The sequence below is a fragment of the Methyloversatilis sp. genome (genome assembly GCF_965284615.1).
Classification (GTDB): Bacteria; Pseudomonadota; Gammaproteobacteria; order Burkholderiales; family Rhodocyclaceae; genus Methyloversatilis.
This window is the reverse complement of record NZ_OZ260098.1, coordinates 2529762-2548358: the sequence shown is the minus strand read 5'-3', so window position 1 is coordinate 2548358 and position 18597 is coordinate 2529762. Positions and strand designations below refer to the sequence as shown.

Genomic DNA, 18597 nt, shown 5'->3' with positions numbered 1-18597 from the left:
GCCCGCGCGCTATACTCGCGGGCTTACCTTGCCTCACCGGATTCGCATGCCGGGAGGTGTAACCGCCGGACAGGCTCGTGTTTGCCCGGCACTGAACCGCAAGGAGATTACATGCGACATTACGAAGTGGTTTTCATCGTCCATCCGGACCAGAGCGAGCAAGTGCCCGCCATGGTCGAGCGCTACCGTACGCTGGTCACTGGCCGCAACGGCAGCATCCACCGTCTGGAAGACTGGGGTCGCCGTCAGCTGGCCTACCCGATCCAGAAGGTGCACAAGGCTCACTACGTGCTCATGAACATCGAGTGCGACGGCGAAACGCTGGCCGAACTCGAGCACGCCTTCAAGTTCAACGACGCCGTTCTCCGCCACCTCACCATCAAGATGCGCAAGGCTGTCGTTACGCCGTCGCCGATGATGAAGGAAGAGAAGTCGCGTTCGCTGCTGGCACCGGCTGCTGAAGCCGCTGCCCCGGCTGCGGAACAGCCGGCGGCTTGACCGAAGGGCAGGGCGCGGTCGGCCCGGCGGCGAACAGCTTCACCTTGTCCGCCACGCTGATCGAACGCGACGCACTGAGACAGACCCCGGCCGGCGTGCCGATCCTGCGTGGATGCCTCGAGCACTTCTCGCAACAGATCGAAAACGGTGCGCCACGCGAAGTACGGTTTGAAACCGATTTCGTGCTGCTGGGAGATCTTGCAAGGATGCTCGCTCAAGCCCCGCTCGGAACGTCGTTGATTGCAGAAGGATTCATGGCCGCCCGCAGTGCGAAAAGCAGGCAGGGCGTCATGCACATAACCCGTATCGAATTCGTGACCTCGGGCAACTGAGCCCGGCGTCGCAACAGTGGAAGGAAACCACCATGGCTTTCAGACCGAAGAACGGCAAGAAGAAGGACGATCGCGGCTCGCGCAGCATGTTCAAGCGCCGCAAGTTCTGCCGCTTCAGCGCAGAGAAGATCGAAGAGATCGACTACAAGGACGTTGAAATCCTGAAGGACTTCATCTCCGAAAACGGCAAGATCATGCCGGCACGCCTGACCGGCACCCGTGCCGGCTACCAGCGTCAGCTGTCGACCGCCATCAAGCGCGCTCGCTTCCTGGCCCTGATGCCTTACACCGACCTGCACCAGTAATCGAGGGAGACGACCATGCAAGTAATCCTGATGGACAAGGTCGCCAAGCTCGGCGATCTGGGCGATGTGGTGAAGGTGCGTGACGGTTACGCCCGCAACTTCCTGATCCCGACTGGCCGCGCCAAGCGCGTGACCCCGGAAAACCTGGCGGCTTTCGAAGCCCGCCGTGCCGAACTGGAAAAGGCCGCTGCCGAACGTCTGGCCGCTGCCAAGGCTGTCGCCGAGAAGCTGGAAGGCTTCATGGTGCAGATCACCCGCAAGGCCGGTGTCGATGGCCGCCTGTTCGGTTCGGTGTTCACTGCCGACATCGCCGAGGCGCTGGCTGCCCAGTCCTTCCCGGTGGACAAGTCGATGGTGCGCATGCCGGACGGCCCGCTGAAGGCCGTGGGCGATGCCCAGTTCGAGATCGCGCTGCACTCGGACGTGATCGCCACCGTGACGGTGTCGGTGCTCGGCGAGCATTGATCGCCGGCCTTCGGGCTGCGTCGGAAAGGCCACCTGCGGGTGGCCTTTTTCGTTAACGCCCATCCGACGGGCGTTTCATCCACAGCGAAGCCCACAGCTTTTCCACAGCTTGTGCAGTTGTCGTGCAGACGCTGCACGGCTAGATTGCGGGATTGCCCCGGCAAGTTCTCCAGAATGAAAAAGACATCATGAGCAGCGTGCGCAACGCACCCGGTCCGGACGCCCAAGCCGCCCAAGCCGCGCAGGACAGACAGGTGGCGGCGCTGAAGCTGCCGCCACATTCGATCGAAGCCGAGCAGTCGCTGATCGGTGGCCTGCTGCTGGACAACAGTACCTGGGACCGCGTTGGCGACCAGGTCAACGAATCCGATTTCTATCGCGACGACCATCGTCGCATCTTCCGCCACATCGCCAAGCTGATCGAGCAGGGCAAGCCTGCCGACGTCGTGACCGTCTATGAATCGATCGAGAAGGGCGATGAGGCGCAGCAGACCGGCGGCCTGGCTTATCTGGGCGAGATCGCCAATAACACGCCGTCGGCGGCGAACATACGACGCTACGCTGAAATCGTCCGTGAGCGCGCCATCCTGCGCAAGCTGGTCAGCGTCGGCGACGAGATCGCAGCCAATGCGCTGACGCCGCGCGGACGCGATGCCAAGACGCTGCTCGACGAAGCCGAGTCGAAGATTTTCGAGATCGCCGAAGCGGGGGCTTCGGCCAGCACCGGCTTCGTCGCCATCCAGCCTATCCTGGTGCAGGTGGTCAATCGCATCCAGGAGCTGTACGACCGCGACGATCCGTCGGAAGTGACCGGCGTGCCGACCGGTTACGTCGATCTGGACGACAAGACGGCTGGTCTGCAGCCTGGAGACATGATCATCGTGGCCGGCCGTCCGGCCATGGGCAAGACCACTTTCGCGCTCAATATCTGCGAACACGTGGCGGTCGAGCTGGGGTTGCCGGTCGCCATCTTCTCGCTCGAAATGCCAGGCACCCAGCTGGCCATGCGTTTCGTGTCCTCCGTTGCCAAGATCGATCAGGGGCGCCTGCGCACGGGCCGCCTGACCGACGACGACTGGGGCCGGCTGACCATGGCGCTGGGCAAGCTGCACGAGGCGCCGATCCATATCGACGAGACCGGCGGCATCAACCCGACCGACCTGCGTGCCCGCGCCCGCCGGCTCTATCGCCAGTGCGGCAAGCTCGGCCTGATCGTGATCGACTACCTGCAGCTGATGTCCGGCACGCGCGACGGCGAGAACCGGACTGCGGAAATTTCGGAAATTTCGCGTGCGATCAAGTCGCTGGCCAAGGAGCTGCACGTGCCCATCATCGCGCTGTCTCAGTTGAACCGCGCGCTGGAGCAGCGTCCGAACAAGCGGCCGGTAATGAGCGATCTGCGCGAATCCGGCGCCATCGAGCAGGACGCCGACATCATCATGTTCATCTACCGGGACGAGGTGTACAACCCGGACACCCAGGACAAGGGGCTGGCCGAAATCATCATCGGCAAGCACCGTAACGGTCCGACCGGCACCGTGGTGCTCGGCTTCCAGGGCGAGCACACCAAGTTCGTCAACGCCGCGCGGCCCGGTTCCTACTGAGGCGCGCGTGACGGTCTGGCTGCGTCGCCTTGCCATCGTCATCGCCGTTCTGGCGGTGCTCGGTGTTGGCGCCTTTCAGCTCGCGCTGCATCTGTTGCGCAGCCAGGTCCAAGCAGCGCTCGGGCCGCGTGGTGAGGTGGCAAGCATCGAGGTCGGGCTGGATGCGGTCGTGCTGTACGAGGTGCGCATCCGCGCGCAGCGCGACGGCGACATGCCGTGGCCGGCCGACGACGAACTGCGTGCGCGGCGGGTCGAGGTGGTGCCGCAACTGCGCGACCTGCTGTCGGCGCGTGTGCGCATCGCGCGCATTACCGTCGAAGGCGCCTATTTGTCCATGCTGCGTACCCGGCAAGGTGGCTTACGCGTGCTGCCCGCCCTGCTCGAAACCGACTCAGCCACCGATGCGGGCGGCAGCGTGCCGCCGGTGCACGTCGCGCGCATCGAACTGCGCGACGGTGCGCTCGATTTCTTCGACGCCAGCGTGCGACGCACGCCGCACCGGCTGGCGCTTGAGGCGCTCAACGCGGATATCGGCCCGATCGACCTGCCGGCCCTGGACAGCGCGACCACGCTGGCGATCGACGGGGCCGTCAAGGGGCCTCGACAGGACGGCCGGCTGGCACTGAATGGCGAAGTCGTGCTGGCTACGCGCGACGCGAAGCTCGAGTTCTCGCTGCGCGGCGTCGATCTGGTCGCCTTCCAGCCCTATCTGATCCAGGCCGCGGAAACCGGCGTCAAGCGCGGCTCGATGGATCTGGACATCCGTCCTGTCGTTGCCGACAAACGACTGAAGGCGCCGGGCACGCTCACGCTGACCGGCCTCGAACTGGCTTCCGACAACACTTTCATGGGCATGCCGCGAGCGGCGGTGGTCGGGCTGATGAAGGACAGGAACGGTCGCATCAGCGTCGATTTCACGCTGGAAGGGCGCATCGACGATCCGAAATTCTCGCTGAACGAAGGCTTCGCGACGCGCGTCACCAGCGCCATGGCCGAGTCGCTCGGCGTCAGTCTTGGTGGGCTGGTGCGCGGCGTCGGCAACGCCGGCAGTTCGGTGGTGAAGGGTGTGGGCGAGGCCGTCGGCAAGCTGTTCGGCGACTGATTGCCGGCCGATCCGCCGCCCTCGCCAGGCGCGGATCAGCCCGCCTGTGTCCGCGCCTGTTCGGCGCCCTTCAGTTGTGCGCTCAGGCGCTGCAGTTCGGCCCGCATGCGCGCCATCGCGTCTGGCGGCAGACCGGACTGACGGGCGACCTCAGCGTGCACCTCCTCCGCTCTTTCCCGCAGCGCGTGGCCGGCCTCGGTCAGTCGTATCTCGAGTGCCCGTTCGTCCGTGCGGTTGCGCGCCCGGGTGAGATAGCCGTTCGCTTCGAGCCGCTTGAGCAGTGGTGTCAGCGTCGGCGAATCGAGATCCAGCCGCTCGGCCAGCGCCTTCAGCGTCAGCGCGTCTTCCTGCCACAGCACCAGCATCACCAGATACTGCGGATAGGTCAGCCCGAGCGCCTTCAGACCCGGCGTGTAACAGCGCGTGATCGCGTGGGCGGCGGCGTACAGGGCGAAACACAGCTGCTGGTCCAGCAGCATCGGGTCGATGAAGGTCATGGCGATGTCCTCCGTAGGGGGTCAGAGCACTTCTGCAGCGTGGTCGGCCAGACGCGAACGTTCGCCGCGCTGCAGGGTGACGTGACCGCTGTGCGGCCAGCCCTTGAAGCGGTCAACGACATAGGTCAGGCCGGAACTGCCTTCTGTCAGGTAAGGGGTGTCGATCTGAGCGATATTGCCCAGGCACACGACCTTGGTGCCAGGACCTGCGCGCGTGATCAGCGTCTTCATCTGCTTCGGCGTCAGGTTCTGCGCTTCGTCGATGATGAGGAACTTGTTCAGGAAGGTGCGCCCCCGCATGAAGTTCAGCGACTTCACCTTGATGCGGCTGCGGATCAGATCCATCGTCGCGGCGCGCCCCCATTCGCCTGAGCCATTCGGATCGTCCGTCTTGTTCAGCACGTCCAGATTGTCTTCGAGTGCGCCCATCCACGGCGTCATCTTCTCTTCCTCGGTACCGGGCAGGAAGCCGATGTCCTCACCGACGGGCACGGTCACCCGGGTCATGATGATTTCGCTGTAAAGCTTGGTTTCAAGAACCTGGGTGAGCCCCGCCGCCAGCGTCAGCAGCGTCTTGCCGGTGCCGGCCTGACCGAGCAGCGTGATGAAGTCAACCTCGGGGTTCATCAGCAGGTTCAGTGCGAAATTCTGTTCGCGGTTGCGCGCCAGGATGCCCCAGACCGAATTCTTGTGATGGCTGTAGTCAACCAGTGTTTCCAGCACCGCCGTCTTGCCGGCGCGCTCCCGCACCAGCGCGTGGAAGGGCTTGTCCTGCTTGGCGCCAGCTTCCTTGTAGACGAATTCGTTGATCAGCAGATCCGGGCACAGCGGACCCTTGACCCGGTACATCGTGCGGCCGTTTTCCTTCCATGACTCGAGGTTGCCGCCGTGCTCGTCCCAGAACTTCTCCGGCAGCTCGCGCGTGCCGGTGTAGAGCATGTCGGTGTCTTCGAGCACCTTGTCGTTGAAGTAATCCTGCGCATGCAGCCCGAGCGCGCGGGCCTTGATGCGCATATTGATGTCCTTGGACACCAGGATGACCTGACGACCCGGATGGCGCTGCGAAAGATGCATCACCACCGCGATGATCTGGTTGTCCGCCTTGGCGGTCGGCAGTGCGGTCGGCAGTACGCCGTTGATCGCTTCGGTCTGCAGCAGCAGATGACCGCTGGCGAGTTCGCTCGATGCCGCGGCCAGCGGGATGCCCTCGGCGATCTTGTCTTCGGCACCGCTGACGATCTCGTCGAGCAGGCGGCTCACCTGGCGCGCGTTGCGCGCCACTTCGGTCATGCCCTTCTTGTTGTTGTCCAGTTCTTCGAGCGTCATGATGGGCACGAAGATGTCGTGCTCCTCGAAGCGGAACAGCGACGTCGGGTCGTGCATCAGCACATTGGTGTCGAGGACGAAGAGCTTGGTGGCCGGGGGCGACTTGCGGGAACGGCGGGCAGGGGCTGCTGCGGGGCGTCGGGTGGCCATGTGATCCTGTGGGCGTGAAGTCTCGGGTGGTGTCGTGGGTACGGCGGTTCAGAGCGAGCGGACGAAGGCGAGCACCTCTTCCGCGTGGCCCGGCACCTTCACGCCGCGCCACTCGCGCAGGATAAGGTTGTCCGGACCGATGACGAAAGTGCTGCGTTCCACACCGCGCACCTGTTTTCCGTACATGTTCTTCATCTTCATCACGCCGAACAGCGTGCATGCCGTCTCGTCCGGGTCGGACAGCAGTTCGAACGGCAGTTCGAGCTTGGCCTTGAAGTTCTGGTGCGACTTGATGCTGTCGCGCGAAATGCCGACCACGTCGGCGCCGAGTGCCTTGAAATCGGCGTAGCGGTCGCGGAAGTCCGCACTTTCCGTAGTGCAGCCCGGCGTGCTGTCCTTCGGGTAGAAGTAGATCACCAGCGGCTTGCCGGCAGCGGACAGCAGGAAATCGGCGCCGGAGGTGGAGGGCAGGGTGAAGTCGTCAGCCCGGATTTCGCTCATCGTGTATCGGTCTCCAGTGCTTGCAGAAAGATGGGGTCAGGATGTCGCGTCGGGCAGCAGCAGCGCGGCAGCCACCGCTCGCCCTTCGGCCACCAGAATGTTGTAGGTGCGGGCGGCGGCGAGGGTGTCCATCACCTCGACACCGATGCCTGCTTCGATCATCGGCCGCAGCAGCGAGGGGTGCGGGAAGCGCTGCGTCGGGCCGGTGCCGAGCAGCAGTATCTGCACCGGCAGCGCCGCAAGTTCGGTGAAGTCTTCCGGCTTCAGACGGTCGAGGTCGTCGGCGCCCCAGTCTTCGCGCAATTGCTCCGGCGCGATCAGGATGGTGCGCGTGATCCGGCGTTCGCCGATCTGCAGATAGCCGTCGCCGAAGCCGGTGACCAGCGGAATGGTGGGGCGGGGAGTCTGGTGCAGCTTCACGTCGCGTGGGGAGAAGTCCGGGGTGGTTCGCAACTGTATCGTCGTGGCCGCCAGAACGGTTTTGCCCTGCTTTCGGCGGTCGCTTACAATCATACCTTTTTCGCCTGCCGGCAATGTTGCCAGGGCAGCGGCAAGTGCGCGCGCGCCGCCGCATAGGTAATCCACATGTCCCGCCATACGCCCAAAGAGTCTTCCGAGTCCGCCATCGTGCATCCGCCGGTCACCAAGTCGTCCAAGCTCGCCAACGTCTGTTACGACATCCGCGGCCCCGTCCTCGCCCGGGCCCGCCAGATGGAGGAGGACGGCCACCGCATCATCAAGCTCAACATCGGCAACCTCGCGCCTTTCGGCTTCGATGCGCCGGAAGAGATCGTGCAGGACGTGATCCGCAATCTGCCCGACGCCGCCGGCTACACCGACTCGCGCGGCCTGTTCGCGCCGCGCAAGGCCATCATGCAGTACTGCCAGGAGAAGAAGATTCCCGGCGTCGGCGTGGACGACATCTTCATCGGCAACGGCGCGTCCGAGCTGATCGTGATGGCGATGCAGGGTCTGCTCAACACCGGTGACGAGGTGCTGGTACCAGCGCCCGACTATCCGCTGTGGACCGCCGCGGTGACGCTGGCCGGCGGCACTGCCCGCCACTACATCTGCGACGAGGGCGCCGACTGGATGCCCGACCTCAACGACATCCGCTCGAAGATCACGTCGAGCACGCGCGCCATCGTCATCATCAACCCGAACAATCCGACCGGCGCGCTGTACTCGGACGACCTGCTGCGCGACCTGGTGCAGATCGCGCGCGAGCACAAGCTCATCGTGTTCGCCGACGAGATCTACGACAAGACGCTGTACGACGGCGCGACCCACACCTCGATCGCCTCGCTGGCCGACGATCTGCTGTTTGTCACCTTCAACGGCCTGTCGAAGAACTACCGTGCCTGCGGCTACCGCGCCGGCTGGATGGTGGTGTCCGGCGACAAGCGCCACGCGCGCGACTACATCGACGGCCTGAACATGCTGGCGTCGATGCGCCTGTGCTCAAACGTGCCGGGCCAGTTCGCGATCCAGACCGCGCTCGGCGGCTACCAGAGCATCAACGACCTGATCAAGCCGGGCGGCCGTCTGGCGCGTCAGCGCGACGTGGCGTGGGAACTGCTCACCGACATCCCGGGTGTGAGCTGCGTCAAACCGCGCGCTTCGCTCTACCTCTTTCCGAAGCTTGATCCGAAGATCTACCCGATCGAGGACGACCAGCGCTTCATCCTCGAACTGCTGGAAGAACAGCGCGTGCTGCTGGTGCAGGGCACCGGCTTCAACTGGCCGCGTCCGGACCACTTCCGCGTCGTCTTCCTGCCGCACGAAGACGATCTGCGCGACGCCATCGGCCGCATTGCCCGCTTCCTCGACGGCTACCGCAAGCGCCATGGCACCTGAGTCGCCGACGCTCGAAGTGCTGCGCGTGGCGGGCGCTCGCGCGGTAACGGAACCGGGCTTGCTCGCCCGGGCCGAAGCCGTGCATCGCGCGCTGCGGCCGGATCTGCCGGCCGACTACGCCGGCACGATGCAGGGCATCGTGGCCGATGGTGGCGAGATCGCGGTGGCCGTCGCCGACGGAGAGGTCGTCGGTGTCACGGTCTTTCGCAGCTATCGCAACACGTCCTGCGGAGTGTTCTTCTACGTCGATGATCTGGTGACCGACCCGGCAGCGCGCTCGCGCGGCGTCGGCAAGCGGCTGCTCGACTGGCTGGCGGCCGAGGCGAAGGCGCGCGGCGCGACCCGGCTGCGGCTGGATTCCGGCACCCATCGCGTCGATGCGCACCGCTTCTACCATCGCGAAGGCATGCACATCGCCTGTTTTCATTTTTCGCGGGACCTGGCCTGACCGGCCCGCGGCACCCATTACAAGACGAGGGACAGCATGAAACCCATCAACGTAGGCCTGCTCGGCATCGGCACCGTCGGCGGCGGCACCTGGACGGTGCTCACCCGAAACCAGGAAGAAATCACCCGTCGCGCCGGTCGCCCGATCCAGATCACCGCCGTTGCCGACCGCGACGTCGAGCGCGCGAAGTCGATGACCGGTGGTGCCGCCCGCGTGACCGGCGACGCCTTCGAGGTGGTGCGTGATCCCAGCATCGACATCGTGGTCGAGCTGATCGGCGGCTACACCGTGGCCAAGCAGCTGGTGCTGGAGGCGATCGCCAACGGCAAGCACGTGGTCACTGCCAACAAGGCGCTGCTCGCCGTGCACGGCCAGGAAATCTTCGCCGCGGCGCAGGCCAAGGGCGTCATGGTGGCGTTCGAGGCGGCCGTGGCGGGCGGCATTCCCATCATCAAGGCGGTACGCGAAGGCCTGACCGCCAACCGCATCGACTGGATCGCCGGCATCATCAACGGCACCACCAATTACATCCTGTCGGAAATGCGCGACAAAGGTCTCACCTTTGCCGACGCGCTGGCCGACGCGCAGCGTCTGGGCTATGCCGAAGCCGACCCGACCTTCGACATCGAAGGCGTCGATGCCGCCCACAAGATCACGCTGCTGTCGGCGCTCGCCTTCGGTATCCCGGTGCAGTTCGACCGTGCCCACATCGAGGGCATCACCAAGCTGACCGCCGAGGACATCCGTTACGCCGAGGAACTGGGCTACCGCATCAAGCTGCTGGGCATCACGAAGCGCAAGGCCGACGGTTTCGAACTGCGTGTGCATCCGACGCTGATCCCGTCCAAGCGCCTGATCGCCAACGTCGAAGGCGTGATGAACGCCGTGGTGGTGAAGGGCGACGCGGTGGGCGCGACGCTGTACTACGGTCGCGGCGCCGGCGCCGAACCGACGGCCAGCGCGGTCATCGCCGACCTGGTCAACGTGACCCGTCTGCATACCGCCGACCCGGAACACCGCGTACCGCACCTTGCCTTCCGCGCCGATCAGCTGTCGGATACGCCCATCCTGCCGATCAGCGAGGTCGAAAGCGCCTACTACCTGCGCCTGCGCGTGCAGGACAGACCCGGCGTGCTGGCCGACATCACGCGCATCCTCGCCGACCAGGGCATCAGCATCGACGCGATGCTGCAGAAGGAACCGTCGGAAGGCGAGCAGCAGGCCAACATCATCATGCTGACCCACGTCACCCGCGAAAAGCAGGTCGATGCAGCCATCGTCCGCATCGAGGCGCTGGACAGCACGGTGGGCGCGGTGACGCGCCTGCGCCTGGAAGAACTGAACGGCTGAACGGACAGGCCGGCGCTCAGCCGGCCTGAGCGGGGCCGGCGCTCATCGCGTCGGCCAGTTCGATGCGGTGATACAGCGCCGCCACCACGTCGGTGCGATCCAGCATGCCGACCAGACGGTCGGCGCCATTGATCACCGGCACTGCCGGCTGACGACCGGAGGCCAGCGCCTCGGCCGCGTCGGCTACGCTGTCGTTCTGGCGCAGCACCAGCACGCCGTCGCGCACCTCGCGCATCATCTGTCCGACCACCTCCGCCTTGTCCGAGTGCGTGTGCGGTGAGCGCGCCAGCAGATGGCGCACGGCCTCGCCCATCGAGCGATTCGCCTCGGGCGACACCTCGCGCAGGAAGTCCTCCAGCGACAGAAGGCCGATCACCCGTCGGCTGCGGTTGACCACCGGCAGCGTATCGACGCGCAACTTGCGCATCAGCAGCCAGGCGTCTGCCAGCGGCGTTGCGAATTCGACGGCGGGCGCCGTGACGGCGCCATCGATCAGATCGCCGCAGCGCATGCGATGCACGCGCTTGAAGGCGTGCCGCAGTGTGCGCTCGTAGAGATCGACCAGATCGTCCTCGCGAATGTCGAGGAAGCTGTCGATCTCGCTCAGCGCCGCCTCCAGGTCGCGGTGGGCGATGACGGGCGGCGCCTGATGCATCTGCTGCTGGGCGGCAGGCGGCGTGCCCTGGGGGTAATGGCGGCCGGGGACGAGATTGTTCACCACCATCACCGCCACCATGATGGCGATCGTGTTCGCCGCCGTCGCCATCAAGGCAGGCTCGATGGCCGTACCCTGTGCGGCGGCCATGGCCATGGTCAGCGCCATCGCGCCAGCGGGCGGGTGGATGCAGCGCGCCCACGCGGTAAGCCAGATCGACGCCGCCAGTGCGACCGCCATCACCCACGGTCCGGCCGGCAGCCAGTGACCGCAGGCGTAGCCCAGCGGCGCGGACAGCAGCAGGCCGCCGATCACCGACCACGGTTGGGCCAGCGGACTGTGCGGCAGCGCGAACAGGATGACGGAGGTCGCGCCCAGCGGCGCCAGGATGCGTTTTTCTTCGGCGCCGAGCGGCAGCACGAAAAGCACGCCCTCGAACAGCAGCAGGCCGAAGAAGCCGGCGAGCGTGCTGCGCCAGCGTTCTGCGCGGGACAGCGGCGGGGCATCCGATACCAGATGACGCCGCAGCAGTTCGGTCAGGCCGGTCATCGAATCGGTCCGGGCAAAGCGCGCCAGTCTACCTGTATGCCCCATTGTGGTGCGAACATGTACCCATAACCACAGCGCACGCCGGCGCGGGCCGGGCAGCGCCCTGTGCTAGATTAATGCCCCCTGCGCGTGCTCCGCGCGCCGCTTCTCGACCACGAATCCGATGCACGACGCGATGTACTACGTATCCACCCGCGGCCAGGCGCCGCAGAAGCGCTTCACCGAAATCCTGCTGGGCGGCCTGATGGAAGATGGCGGTCTCGCCATGCCGGTGCAGTACCCGCGGTTCACCGTGACCGATCTCGAAGCGATGCGCGGCATGGATTACCGCCAGCTCGCCTTCGCCATCCTGTCGCGCTTCGCCGACGACATTCCGGCCGCCGACCTGAAGGCGCTGATCGACCGCACCTATACGCCGGAGGTGTATCGAAACACGGTGTCCGGGTCGGATGCGCGCGACATCACGCCGCTGTACACGCTGGAGTCCGGCCTGCATCTGCTCGAACTGTCCAACGGTCCGACGCTGGCGTTCAAGGACATGGCGATGCAGCTGCTCGGCAATCTGTTCGAGTACGCGCTGGAAAAAAGCGGCCAGCAGCTGAACATCTTCGGCGCCACGTCCGGCGACACCGGCTCCAGCGCGGAATACGCGATGCGCGGCAAGCACGGCGTGCGCGTGTTCATGCTGAGCCCGCACGGCAAGATGAGCCGTTTCCAGACGGCGCAGATGTTCAGCCTGCAGGATCCGAACATCTTCAACATCGCGGTGCGCGGCGTGTTCGACGACTGCCAGGACATGGTCAAGGCGGTGTCCAACGATCTCGATTTCAAGTCGAAGTACTGCATCGGCACGGTCAATTCGATCAACTGGGCGCGCGTGTCGGCCCAGGTCGTTTACTACTTCAAGGGCTATTTCGCGGCGACGAAGCACAACGGCGAACAAGTGAGCTTCACCGTGCCGTCCGGCAACTTCGGCAACGTGTGCGCCGGCCACATCGCTCGCATGATGGGCCTGCCCATCCGTCACCTGGTGGTCGCGACCAACGAGAACGACGTGCTCGACGAGTTCTTCCGCACCGGCGTCTATCGTCCGCGCGCCACCGCGGAAACGCTGCACACGACCAGCCCGTCAATGGACATTTCCAAGGCCAGCAATTTCGAGCGCTTCATCTACGACCTGACCGGCCGCGATGCGGAGGCGGTGCGGGCGATGTGGGGCGAGGTCGATCGCGGCCGTCCGTTCGATCTGTCGGCGTCGTCGCTGTTCGGCAAAGTGGCGTCCGAATACGGATTCCAGTCCGGTGCCAGCAATCATGCGCACCGCGTCGCCACGATGCGGCTGGCCAACGAACGCTGGGGGCGCGCTATCGACACGCACACCGCCGACGGCCTCAAGGTCGCGCTGGAGCGGCGCGAGGCCGGCGTGCCGATGATCGTGCTGGAAACTGCGCTGCCGGCAAAGTTCTCGGAAACCGTGGTCGAGGCCCTGGGTCGCGAACCGGTACGCCCGGCCGGCATGGAAAACCTGGAATCGCTGCCGCAGCGTTTCGAGGTGATGGATGCCGACGTGGCGGCCATGAAGGATTACATCGCGCGCCACGCCGGCTGAGCGCAGGGGCGGTCGCCCCACGGATTCAAGACATCCGCCGGCCTGCCGTAAACCCGTACATCGAACTGTGTACGTACGGGGACAACTCATGGGTGAGCCGGTGAACGCATCGCTTGAAGCACTGCAACGACTTTCGGCCGAACTGGAATCGGGGGACATCGTGTTCCCGACCAGCATCGACGTTTCGCTGCGCATCCGCCAGGCGCTCGAGAATCCGGACATCAACATCAACGAGGTCGCGCGCCTGGTCGGCGCCGAGCCGGTGCTGAGCGCGAAAGCGCTGCGTCTGGCCAACTCGGTCGCCTACAACCGCAGCGGCAACGAAATCACCGACGTGCGCACTGCTGTGAACCGGGTCGGCACCGAGCCGATCCGCATGCTCACGATGTCGCTCATCGTCCGCCAGATGGTCAACGCGCGTGCCGACGAGCGGCTGCGTGTGATGACGCACGACCTGTGGCAGCACACGATTCACGTGTCGGCACTCAGCTTCGTGATCGCGCGCCGGCTGTCCCGACTGAACGCCGATGCGGCGATGTTCGCCGGCGTCGTGCACGAGATCGGCCAGTTCTACCTGCTGGCCCGGGCGTCCGCCTTCCCGGCGCTGCTGCAGCGCGAGGAGGAATTGAGCGGCCTGATGTTCAGTTTCAGCCGCAGTGTCGGTCGCGCAGTGCTCGAATCGCTGAAGGTGCCGACCCAGATCATTGATGCGGTTGACGATCCGTCGATCACGGGTCCGGTCGTGCCGCCGCGTTCGCTGGCCGACGTTCTTTTCCTGGCCGAGAGCATGGCGGCCTTCCCCAACCCGTTCTGCAGTGCGACGGCGGAGCACGACGCGGCGATCGCCGAGACGGTCACCGCCGACATCGACAACGAAACGCTCGACGCGGTGGTCGCTGAGTCGCAGGAGGAAATCGATTCCATCATCGCGACACTACAGGTGTGATCGGCTCGACCGCCGGGGAGGGCCTCAAGTCCGCGCCCGGCGGACCGTTAATTTCGGTGAAATCTGATAACAGCTGAACCAGGGCAAACCCGTCGAAAGACGGCGACGCAAAGTTTCCGGTCTACAGGGTGACGACACCCCATGACAGCGGGGCCGCCGCTATACTGCGCCACAGGTTGCGCTCCGACCTGAAACTTGCCCGGGTTTCGGCCTTTTCACGTCGCGTTGAGCGACCGCAAAGGTAAACAATGAGCGCCGCTTCACCGATGCCTCCCAATCTGCCGCCCGAACGCGGACGCGTGATCAACGACTGCCGCGATTTCACGCTGCGTCGTCTGCGCGAATCGCTGCACGGCATGCTGACCAAGATCGAAGAAGATCTGGTCGCGCGTGCAGAAGCCGAGCTCGACCGCGACCAGCGCAACCTCTACATGTTCACCTGCGGCAAGGCCCGCGAGAACTGGGCCGGCATCGAGCAGGCCTTCATCGACAATCTTTCGCGTTATTTCGACGCCCGCGTGCGCGGTGAGCCGCTGAGGGCCTCCGCCGCCGCCACGCCGAAATCGCTCGACGAACTGAGCCTGGTCGAAGAGGACGTGCTGACCCAGGATCTGGCGGTCAGCGAGATCACCCGCAAGCTGAAGGAACACTGCGACGAGGATCTGTACGCGGTCGAACAGCGACTGGGCAGCCTGCTCGGCAAGCAGGATCCGACCGATGCCGACAACCCGATCGGTACCGAGGCCATTGCCAACGCGCTGCGCGCGGCGTCCGAAGAGGTCGACCCGGGCGTGCAGATGCGGCTGGTGCTGCTGCAATCGCTCGAACAGCAGATTTCCAACGAGCTGGCCCGTCTCTACCAGGAACTGAATACCCGTCTGGTGCGCCAGAACGTGCTGCCCGGACTGCGCCGCGGGTTCCGGCGTGCACCGATGGCAGGGGCGCGGCCGCGCGGCGCCGGGCCTGCACCGGGTGGCGAGCAGGCCGCGATGCCGCGGCCGGACTTCGGCACCGTGTCATCGGTACAGGGCTTCGGCAGCGCGTCGATGACGCAGGGTTTCGGCACGGCGTCGATGCATCAGGGCTTCGGCGATCCGTCGATGTCGGGCGTTGGCGGTTTCGATGGCGAGGGCGACATCTATGCGATGCTGGCCCAGCTGGTGCAGGGTCAGATGGCTGCCCAGGGCATTCCGATGCCGGCTGCCGGCGGCAGCGGGCCCGCCGCCGGCTTCACGCCGGCCTCGCCCTTCGTGTTCGAGGCGCTGAGCGCGTTGCAGGCCGAGGCCGATCATCTGCCGGTGAGTTCCGGTGTCGGGCTTCCCGTTCCGGTCAATGTTCTGCGCGATTTCCGCAGTTCCGATCTCGGCCGGCATCTGGGGCAGTTCGACGCGATCACGGTCAACATCGTCGCGATGCTGTTCGACCTCATCTTCGACGATGCGAACATCGCCGATCCGATCAAGGCGCTGGTCGGCCGGCTGCAGATCCCGCTGGTCAAGGTGGCCATGCTGGATCGCAGCTTCTTCTCCAGCAAGGCGCACCCGGCGCGCCGCCTGCTCGATCTCATTTCTCAGGCCATGCTGCGCTGGGGCCGCGATGTCGGCCACGACGATCCGCTGTACGTGAAGCTGGCGGAAATCGTCGATCGCATCCTGCGCGACTTCGAGCGCGACATGAGCCTGTTCGAGGCCTGCAACAGCGATCTCGAAAGCTTCATCGAGGCGCTCGAATCCGAGGAGTCGCAGCGTGCCGAAACGGCCGCCCGTCTGGCCGAAGAGCGCGAACAGGAACGTCTGCGCCGCGACGATGCGCGTCGCGCCGCCGACGACGCCGTGACGACCGTCTGCGCACGCCGCTGCCTGCGGTGGTGCAGAACCTGCTCGACGGCGTCTGGCGCCGCTTGCTGCGCACGCTTGCCGAGCGCGGAACCGATACCGAGGTCGATTACCGGCAGGCTCTGGTGACGGCCGACGAACTGATCTGGAGCGTGCAGCCGAAGAGCGATCCGGAAGAGCGGCGCAAGCTGGTGCAGGCGCTGCCCGGCCTGCTGCGCCGGCTGAATCAGGGTTTCGACACGGCCGAAGCGCATCCGGCCGACAAGTTGCTGCTGCTCAACGGCCTGTTCGATCTGCACGCACAGTGGATCAAGCCAGGGGCGACGCCTGGCGCACCGCCCCCGGTGAAACAGTGGGTGCCGGGCGAGGGCTCGGCGAATGACGCGGTGCCGGCGCCCGAGGTGGTGACAGAGCACGTCGAGCAGGATGGCCTCGAGTACGAGGACATTTCGCTCAATCTGCCGGCGCATCTCGATATTGCCGACGAAGGCCGGGTGGCCGAGCTGAAGCGTGGCGACTGGGTCGAGTTCAAGCAGCCCGACGGCAGTTTTTCGCGCATGCGCCTGAACTGGGTCAGTCCGCAGCGTGGCATCTATCTGTTCACCAATCCCGGTTCGCCGCGGGCCACCTCGATTGCGCCCGACGCGCTGGCGCTGCAGCTGGCGCGGGGCGAAGCGCGTATCGTCGATGCGGCGCCGATGTTCGAACGCGCGGTCAGTCAGGCGCTGGCACAGCCGCGCGACGAGCTTGCCGCCGGCTGAGTGTCCCGCGCGCGGCAGCGCATTCAGCGCGTGTGCTGGCGATCGTGCTTCTGGTGGCGGATGCTGCGCTTGGCGCGGTCCTGCATCTTTTCCATGCGCAGCGCCTCCTTCCTGTTCAGCGAGCCGTCGGCCAGTGCCCGGTTTTCGGCGTGATCGATGTGCGCCTGCTGGTGTTCGAGCCGCGTTGCCTCGCGCTGGGTGAGGTTGCCACTTTCGACGCCGTGGTCGATGCGCTGTTCCTGCCGTACCTGACGCGCGTCGATGCGTTGCTCCATGCGCTCGGAGGGCGTCTGCGCCAGCGCGCTGCCGGCGACGAGCAGGGGGGTGATGGCGAGCAGGCCGGGGATGAGTTTCATGGTGTTCTCCGCAGGTTCAGCGTCGGCGGGATGCGTCTGCTGTGACCGTGAGACGCGTCGCCCTGGCCGGCCCTTACGCGCCGCCGCTGTAAGCGGATGTAATGTGCGCTCAGGCGCGTAAGGAATGCCGCGCCGCGGCGTCAAACTGTCGTGTCCATCCTTCTGCTTGCGATGATGATTTTCCGTCTGACCCTGCTGTGTGGCCTGCTCTGGGCAGGTGTCGCGCAGGCCGAAGTGCCGGCGGTGCCGGACCCGGGTGCCTGGAGTGCCTTGCCCGCCGACCGGCGGGAAGCGCAGGCGCACGAACTGCGGCAGAAGCTGAAGGCGGCCACGCCAGAGGAGCGGCGCGAGTTCCGCGCCCGGCTGCGCGAGCGTCTGTCGTCGCTGCCGCCGGAACAGCGCCGGGAAATGAGCGAGCGGCTGCGCGAGGACTGGAGATCGATGAGCGCGACCGAACGCGAGCGCCTGCGCGCCGAACGGCGCGCCTACATACAATCGTTGTCGCCGGACGAGCGGCGCGCGCTGTTGCGCGAGCGCCGCGAAATGCTCGAGCAGATGACACCCGAAGAACGCCGGCGGCTCAAACGTGAACTTGAACGCTGAGGGCGCGCTGTCCGGCTTCCGTGTGCTGCTGCCGACCGGCTGGCGCAGCGACGCGCTGTTGCTGCAGCAGGCGAGGGCGGGTGAGCGGGTGGCCAGTGACGAACTGGTGAAACGCCTTCTACCGCCAGCCCATGCGCTGGCCTGGAAACTGACCGGCGACGCCGCCGAATCCGACGACGTCGTGCAGGAGGCGTTCTGCCGCCTGTGGCAGCACGCAGGGCGCTTCGAGGGAAGGGCGCAGCTGTCCACCTGGTTCCTGAGCATCGTGCGCAACCTGTGCATGGACCGCTTCAGGCGCAGCCGGCCGCGCGCCGACGAGGCGGAACTCGAATCGCTGGCCGATCCGCAGCCCACGCCGGAGGAGCACTGGCAGGCGGCGGCGCGCAGCGGCGCATTGCGCGCCGCCCTGGCAGGTCTGCCGGAACGCCAGCGCGCGGCACTGATGATGTGGGCCTGGCAGGAGTACGATGTGGCAGCGATCGCGCGCGAGCTCGGCATTGCCGACAATGCCGCGCATCAGCTGCTGTTCCGGGCGCGCACGCGTCTGAAGGCCCTGCTGGCCGGGGAGACCGACGATGACTGAACGATTTTCCGATGACGCGCTGCGCAGCGCACTGCGTTCGCTGCCGCCACCGCCGGTGCATGCCGCACTGACGGCACGCGTGCGGGACGGCGCGCCGCGTCGTGCCGCGTCGGCGTGCCCGCGCTGGGTGACGGGCGTTGCGCTCGCCGCGCTGGTTCTCGCCGTGGCGGCCGGCGTGTTCGAGTACCGTGCGTGGCAGGAAACCGAAGAGCTCGCGCAGCTCGACGAGCTGTCGATCACTACCATGCTGGTTCTTTGACGCAAC

General features: G+C 65.8%; 20 protein-coding genes, 1 pseudogene and 1 riboswitch. Of the genes and pseudogenes, 15 read left to right on the top strand and 6 right to left on the bottom strand.

The window, feature by feature from the left end; genetic code table 11:
* The first annotated feature begins 111 nt into the window (after positions 1 to 111).
* The 6 genes from rpsF (at position 112) to ACQ66H_RS12015 (ending at position 4306) form a co-directional block, all read left to right on the top strand.
* Entirely contained in the window at positions 112 to 498 is a 387-nt protein-coding gene (gene rpsF, locus ACQ66H_RS12040; RefSeq protein WP_008058992.1) for a 30S ribosomal protein S6, read from the top strand.
* The gene (priB, locus tag ACQ66H_RS12035) at positions 495 to 830 is read left to right on the top strand and encodes a primosomal replication protein N (RefSeq protein ID WP_020164930.1); all 336 of its coding nucleotides are present in this window, start codon (positions 495 to 497) and stop codon (positions 828 to 830) included. Before rpsF ends, priB begins: the two co-directional genes overlap by 4 nt.
* Before the next feature lie 32 nt (positions 831 to 862).
* On the top strand, positions 863 to 1135 hold the full coding sequence (gene rpsR, locus ACQ66H_RS12030; protein WP_008058994.1) for a 30S ribosomal protein S18: 273 nt from the start codon (positions 863 to 865) through the stop codon (positions 1133 to 1135).
* A gap of 15 nt (positions 1136 to 1150) precedes the next feature.
* Complete coding sequence (gene rplI, locus ACQ66H_RS12025) at positions 1151 to 1600, top strand: 50S ribosomal protein L9 (protein WP_430434222.1); 450 nt, start codon at positions 1151 to 1153, stop codon at positions 1598 to 1600.
* Positions 1601 to 1788: 188 nt separating this feature from the next.
* A complete protein-coding gene (gene dnaB / locus ACQ66H_RS12020) occupies positions 1789 to 3204 on the top strand; it encodes a replicative DNA helicase (RefSeq protein WP_020164928.1) in 1416 nt (471 codons plus the stop codon).
* A gap of 7 nt (positions 3205 to 3211) precedes the next feature.
* Positions 3212 to 4306 (top strand): DUF748 domain-containing protein, encoded by a 1095-nt coding sequence (locus ACQ66H_RS12015; protein ID WP_430434221.1) that lies wholly within the window; start codon positions 3212 to 3214, stop codon positions 4304 to 4306.
* A gap of 35 nt (positions 4307 to 4341) precedes the next feature.
* On the opposite strand, the gene ACQ66H_RS12010 is transcribed toward ACQ66H_RS12015, so the two are convergent.
* Genes ACQ66H_RS12010 through ACQ66H_RS11995 form a run of 4 tightly spaced genes read right to left on the bottom strand, consistent with a single transcriptional unit; the run spans position 4342 to position 7233 of the window.
* The gene (locus ACQ66H_RS12010) at positions 4342 to 4803 is read right to left on the bottom strand and encodes a MarR family winged helix-turn-helix transcriptional regulator (RefSeq protein WP_019917998.1); all 462 of its coding nucleotides are present in this window, start codon (positions 4801 to 4803) and stop codon (positions 4342 to 4344) included.
* Positions 4804 to 4824: 21 nt separating this feature from the next.
* A complete protein-coding gene (locus ACQ66H_RS12005; protein WP_430434220.1) occupies positions 4825 to 6279 on the bottom strand; it encodes a PhoH family protein in 1455 nt (484 codons plus the stop codon).
* A gap of 48 nt (positions 6280 to 6327) precedes the next feature.
* Positions 6328 to 6780, bottom strand: a complete 453-nt coding sequence (locus tag ACQ66H_RS12000) for a peroxiredoxin (RefSeq protein WP_430434219.1) — start codon at positions 6778 to 6780, stop codon at positions 6328 to 6330.
* Positions 6781 to 6816: 36 nt separating this feature from the next.
* Complete coding sequence (locus ACQ66H_RS11995) at positions 6817 to 7233, bottom strand: Mth938-like domain-containing protein (RefSeq protein WP_430434218.1); 417 nt, start codon at positions 7231 to 7233, stop codon at positions 6817 to 6819.
* Between the two features lie 132 nt (positions 7234 to 7365).
* Here ACQ66H_RS11995 and ACQ66H_RS11990 point away from each other — a divergent pair, with 132 nt between their 5' ends.
* From ACQ66H_RS11990 to ACQ66H_RS11980, 3 genes are read left to right on the top strand one after another with little or no spacing between them, the layout of a single operon-like run.
* Complete coding sequence (locus ACQ66H_RS11990; RefSeq protein WP_019918002.1) at positions 7366 to 8637, top strand: pyridoxal phosphate-dependent aminotransferase; 1272 nt, start codon at positions 7366 to 7368, stop codon at positions 8635 to 8637.
* Entirely contained in the window at positions 8627 to 9085 is a 459-nt protein-coding gene (locus ACQ66H_RS11985; protein WP_430434217.1) for a GNAT family N-acetyltransferase, read from the top strand. The genes ACQ66H_RS11990 and ACQ66H_RS11985 overlap by 11 nt, the downstream gene beginning before the upstream one ends.
* 36 nt (positions 9086 to 9121) lie before the next feature.
* Positions 9122 to 10435 carry a homoserine dehydrogenase gene (locus ACQ66H_RS11980; protein WP_430434216.1) on the top strand — a complete coding sequence of 438 codons (1314 nt, stop codon included), beginning with the start codon at positions 9122 to 9124 and terminating at the stop codon, positions 10433 to 10435.
* A gap of 16 nt (positions 10436 to 10451) precedes the next feature.
* Here ACQ66H_RS11980 and ACQ66H_RS11975 read toward each other — a convergent pair whose 3' ends face one another.
* Positions 10452 to 11639, bottom strand: coding sequence for an HPP family protein (locus tag ACQ66H_RS11975; protein ID WP_430434215.1), 1188 nt, complete (start codon positions 11637 to 11639; stop codon positions 10452 to 10454).
* 163 nt (positions 11640 to 11802) lie between these two features.
* Between ACQ66H_RS11975 and thrC the strand changes: the two genes are divergently transcribed.
* From thrC to ACQ66H_RS11960, 3 genes and pseudogenes are all read left to right on the top strand, one after another.
* Positions 11803 to 13248: a threonine synthase gene (gene thrC, locus ACQ66H_RS11970; protein ID WP_430434214.1), complete on the top strand. Its 1446-nt coding sequence runs from the start codon at positions 11803 to 11805 to the stop codon at positions 13246 to 13248.
* A gap of 100 nt (positions 13249 to 13348) precedes the next feature.
* The gene (locus ACQ66H_RS11965) at positions 13349 to 14194 is read left to right on the top strand and encodes an HDOD domain-containing protein (RefSeq protein WP_430434213.1); all 846 of its coding nucleotides are present in this window, start codon (positions 13349 to 13351) and stop codon (positions 14192 to 14194) included.
* A gap of 72 nt (positions 14195 to 14266) precedes the next feature.
* A riboswitch (cyclic di-GMP riboswitch) is annotated at positions 14267 to 14355 on the top strand.
* Positions 14356 to 14442: 87 nt separating this feature from the next.
* Positions 14443 to 16790: pseudogene (locus ACQ66H_RS11960) on the top strand (DUF1631 family protein).
* Between the two features lie 23 nt (positions 16791 to 16813).
* Here the strand turns inward: ACQ66H_RS11960 and ACQ66H_RS11955 are convergent.
* Positions 16814 to 17146 (bottom strand): hypothetical protein, encoded by a 333-nt coding sequence (locus ACQ66H_RS11955; protein WP_430434212.1) that lies wholly within the window; start codon positions 17144 to 17146, stop codon positions 16814 to 16816.
* Positions 17147 to 17296: 150 nt separating this feature from the next.
* On the opposite strand from ACQ66H_RS11955, the gene ACQ66H_RS11950 reads away from it, so the two are divergent.
* The 3 genes from ACQ66H_RS11950 to ACQ66H_RS11940 are packed head-to-tail and all read left to right on the top strand — an operon-like array spanning position 17297 to position 18591.
* The gene (locus tag ACQ66H_RS11950; RefSeq protein WP_430434211.1) at positions 17297 to 17749 is read left to right on the top strand and encodes a DUF3106 domain-containing protein; all 453 of its coding nucleotides are present in this window, start codon (positions 17297 to 17299) and stop codon (positions 17747 to 17749) included.
* Entirely contained in the window at positions 17733 to 18332 is a 600-nt protein-coding gene (locus ACQ66H_RS11945; RefSeq protein ID WP_430434210.1) for an RNA polymerase sigma factor, read from the top strand. The genes ACQ66H_RS11950 and ACQ66H_RS11945 overlap by 17 nt, the downstream gene beginning before the upstream one ends.
* Complete coding sequence (locus ACQ66H_RS11940; protein WP_430434209.1) at positions 18325 to 18591, top strand: hypothetical protein; 267 nt, start codon at positions 18325 to 18327, stop codon at positions 18589 to 18591. Before ACQ66H_RS11945 ends, ACQ66H_RS11940 begins: the two co-directional genes overlap by 8 nt.
* Positions 18592 to 18597 lie beyond the last annotated feature (6 nt).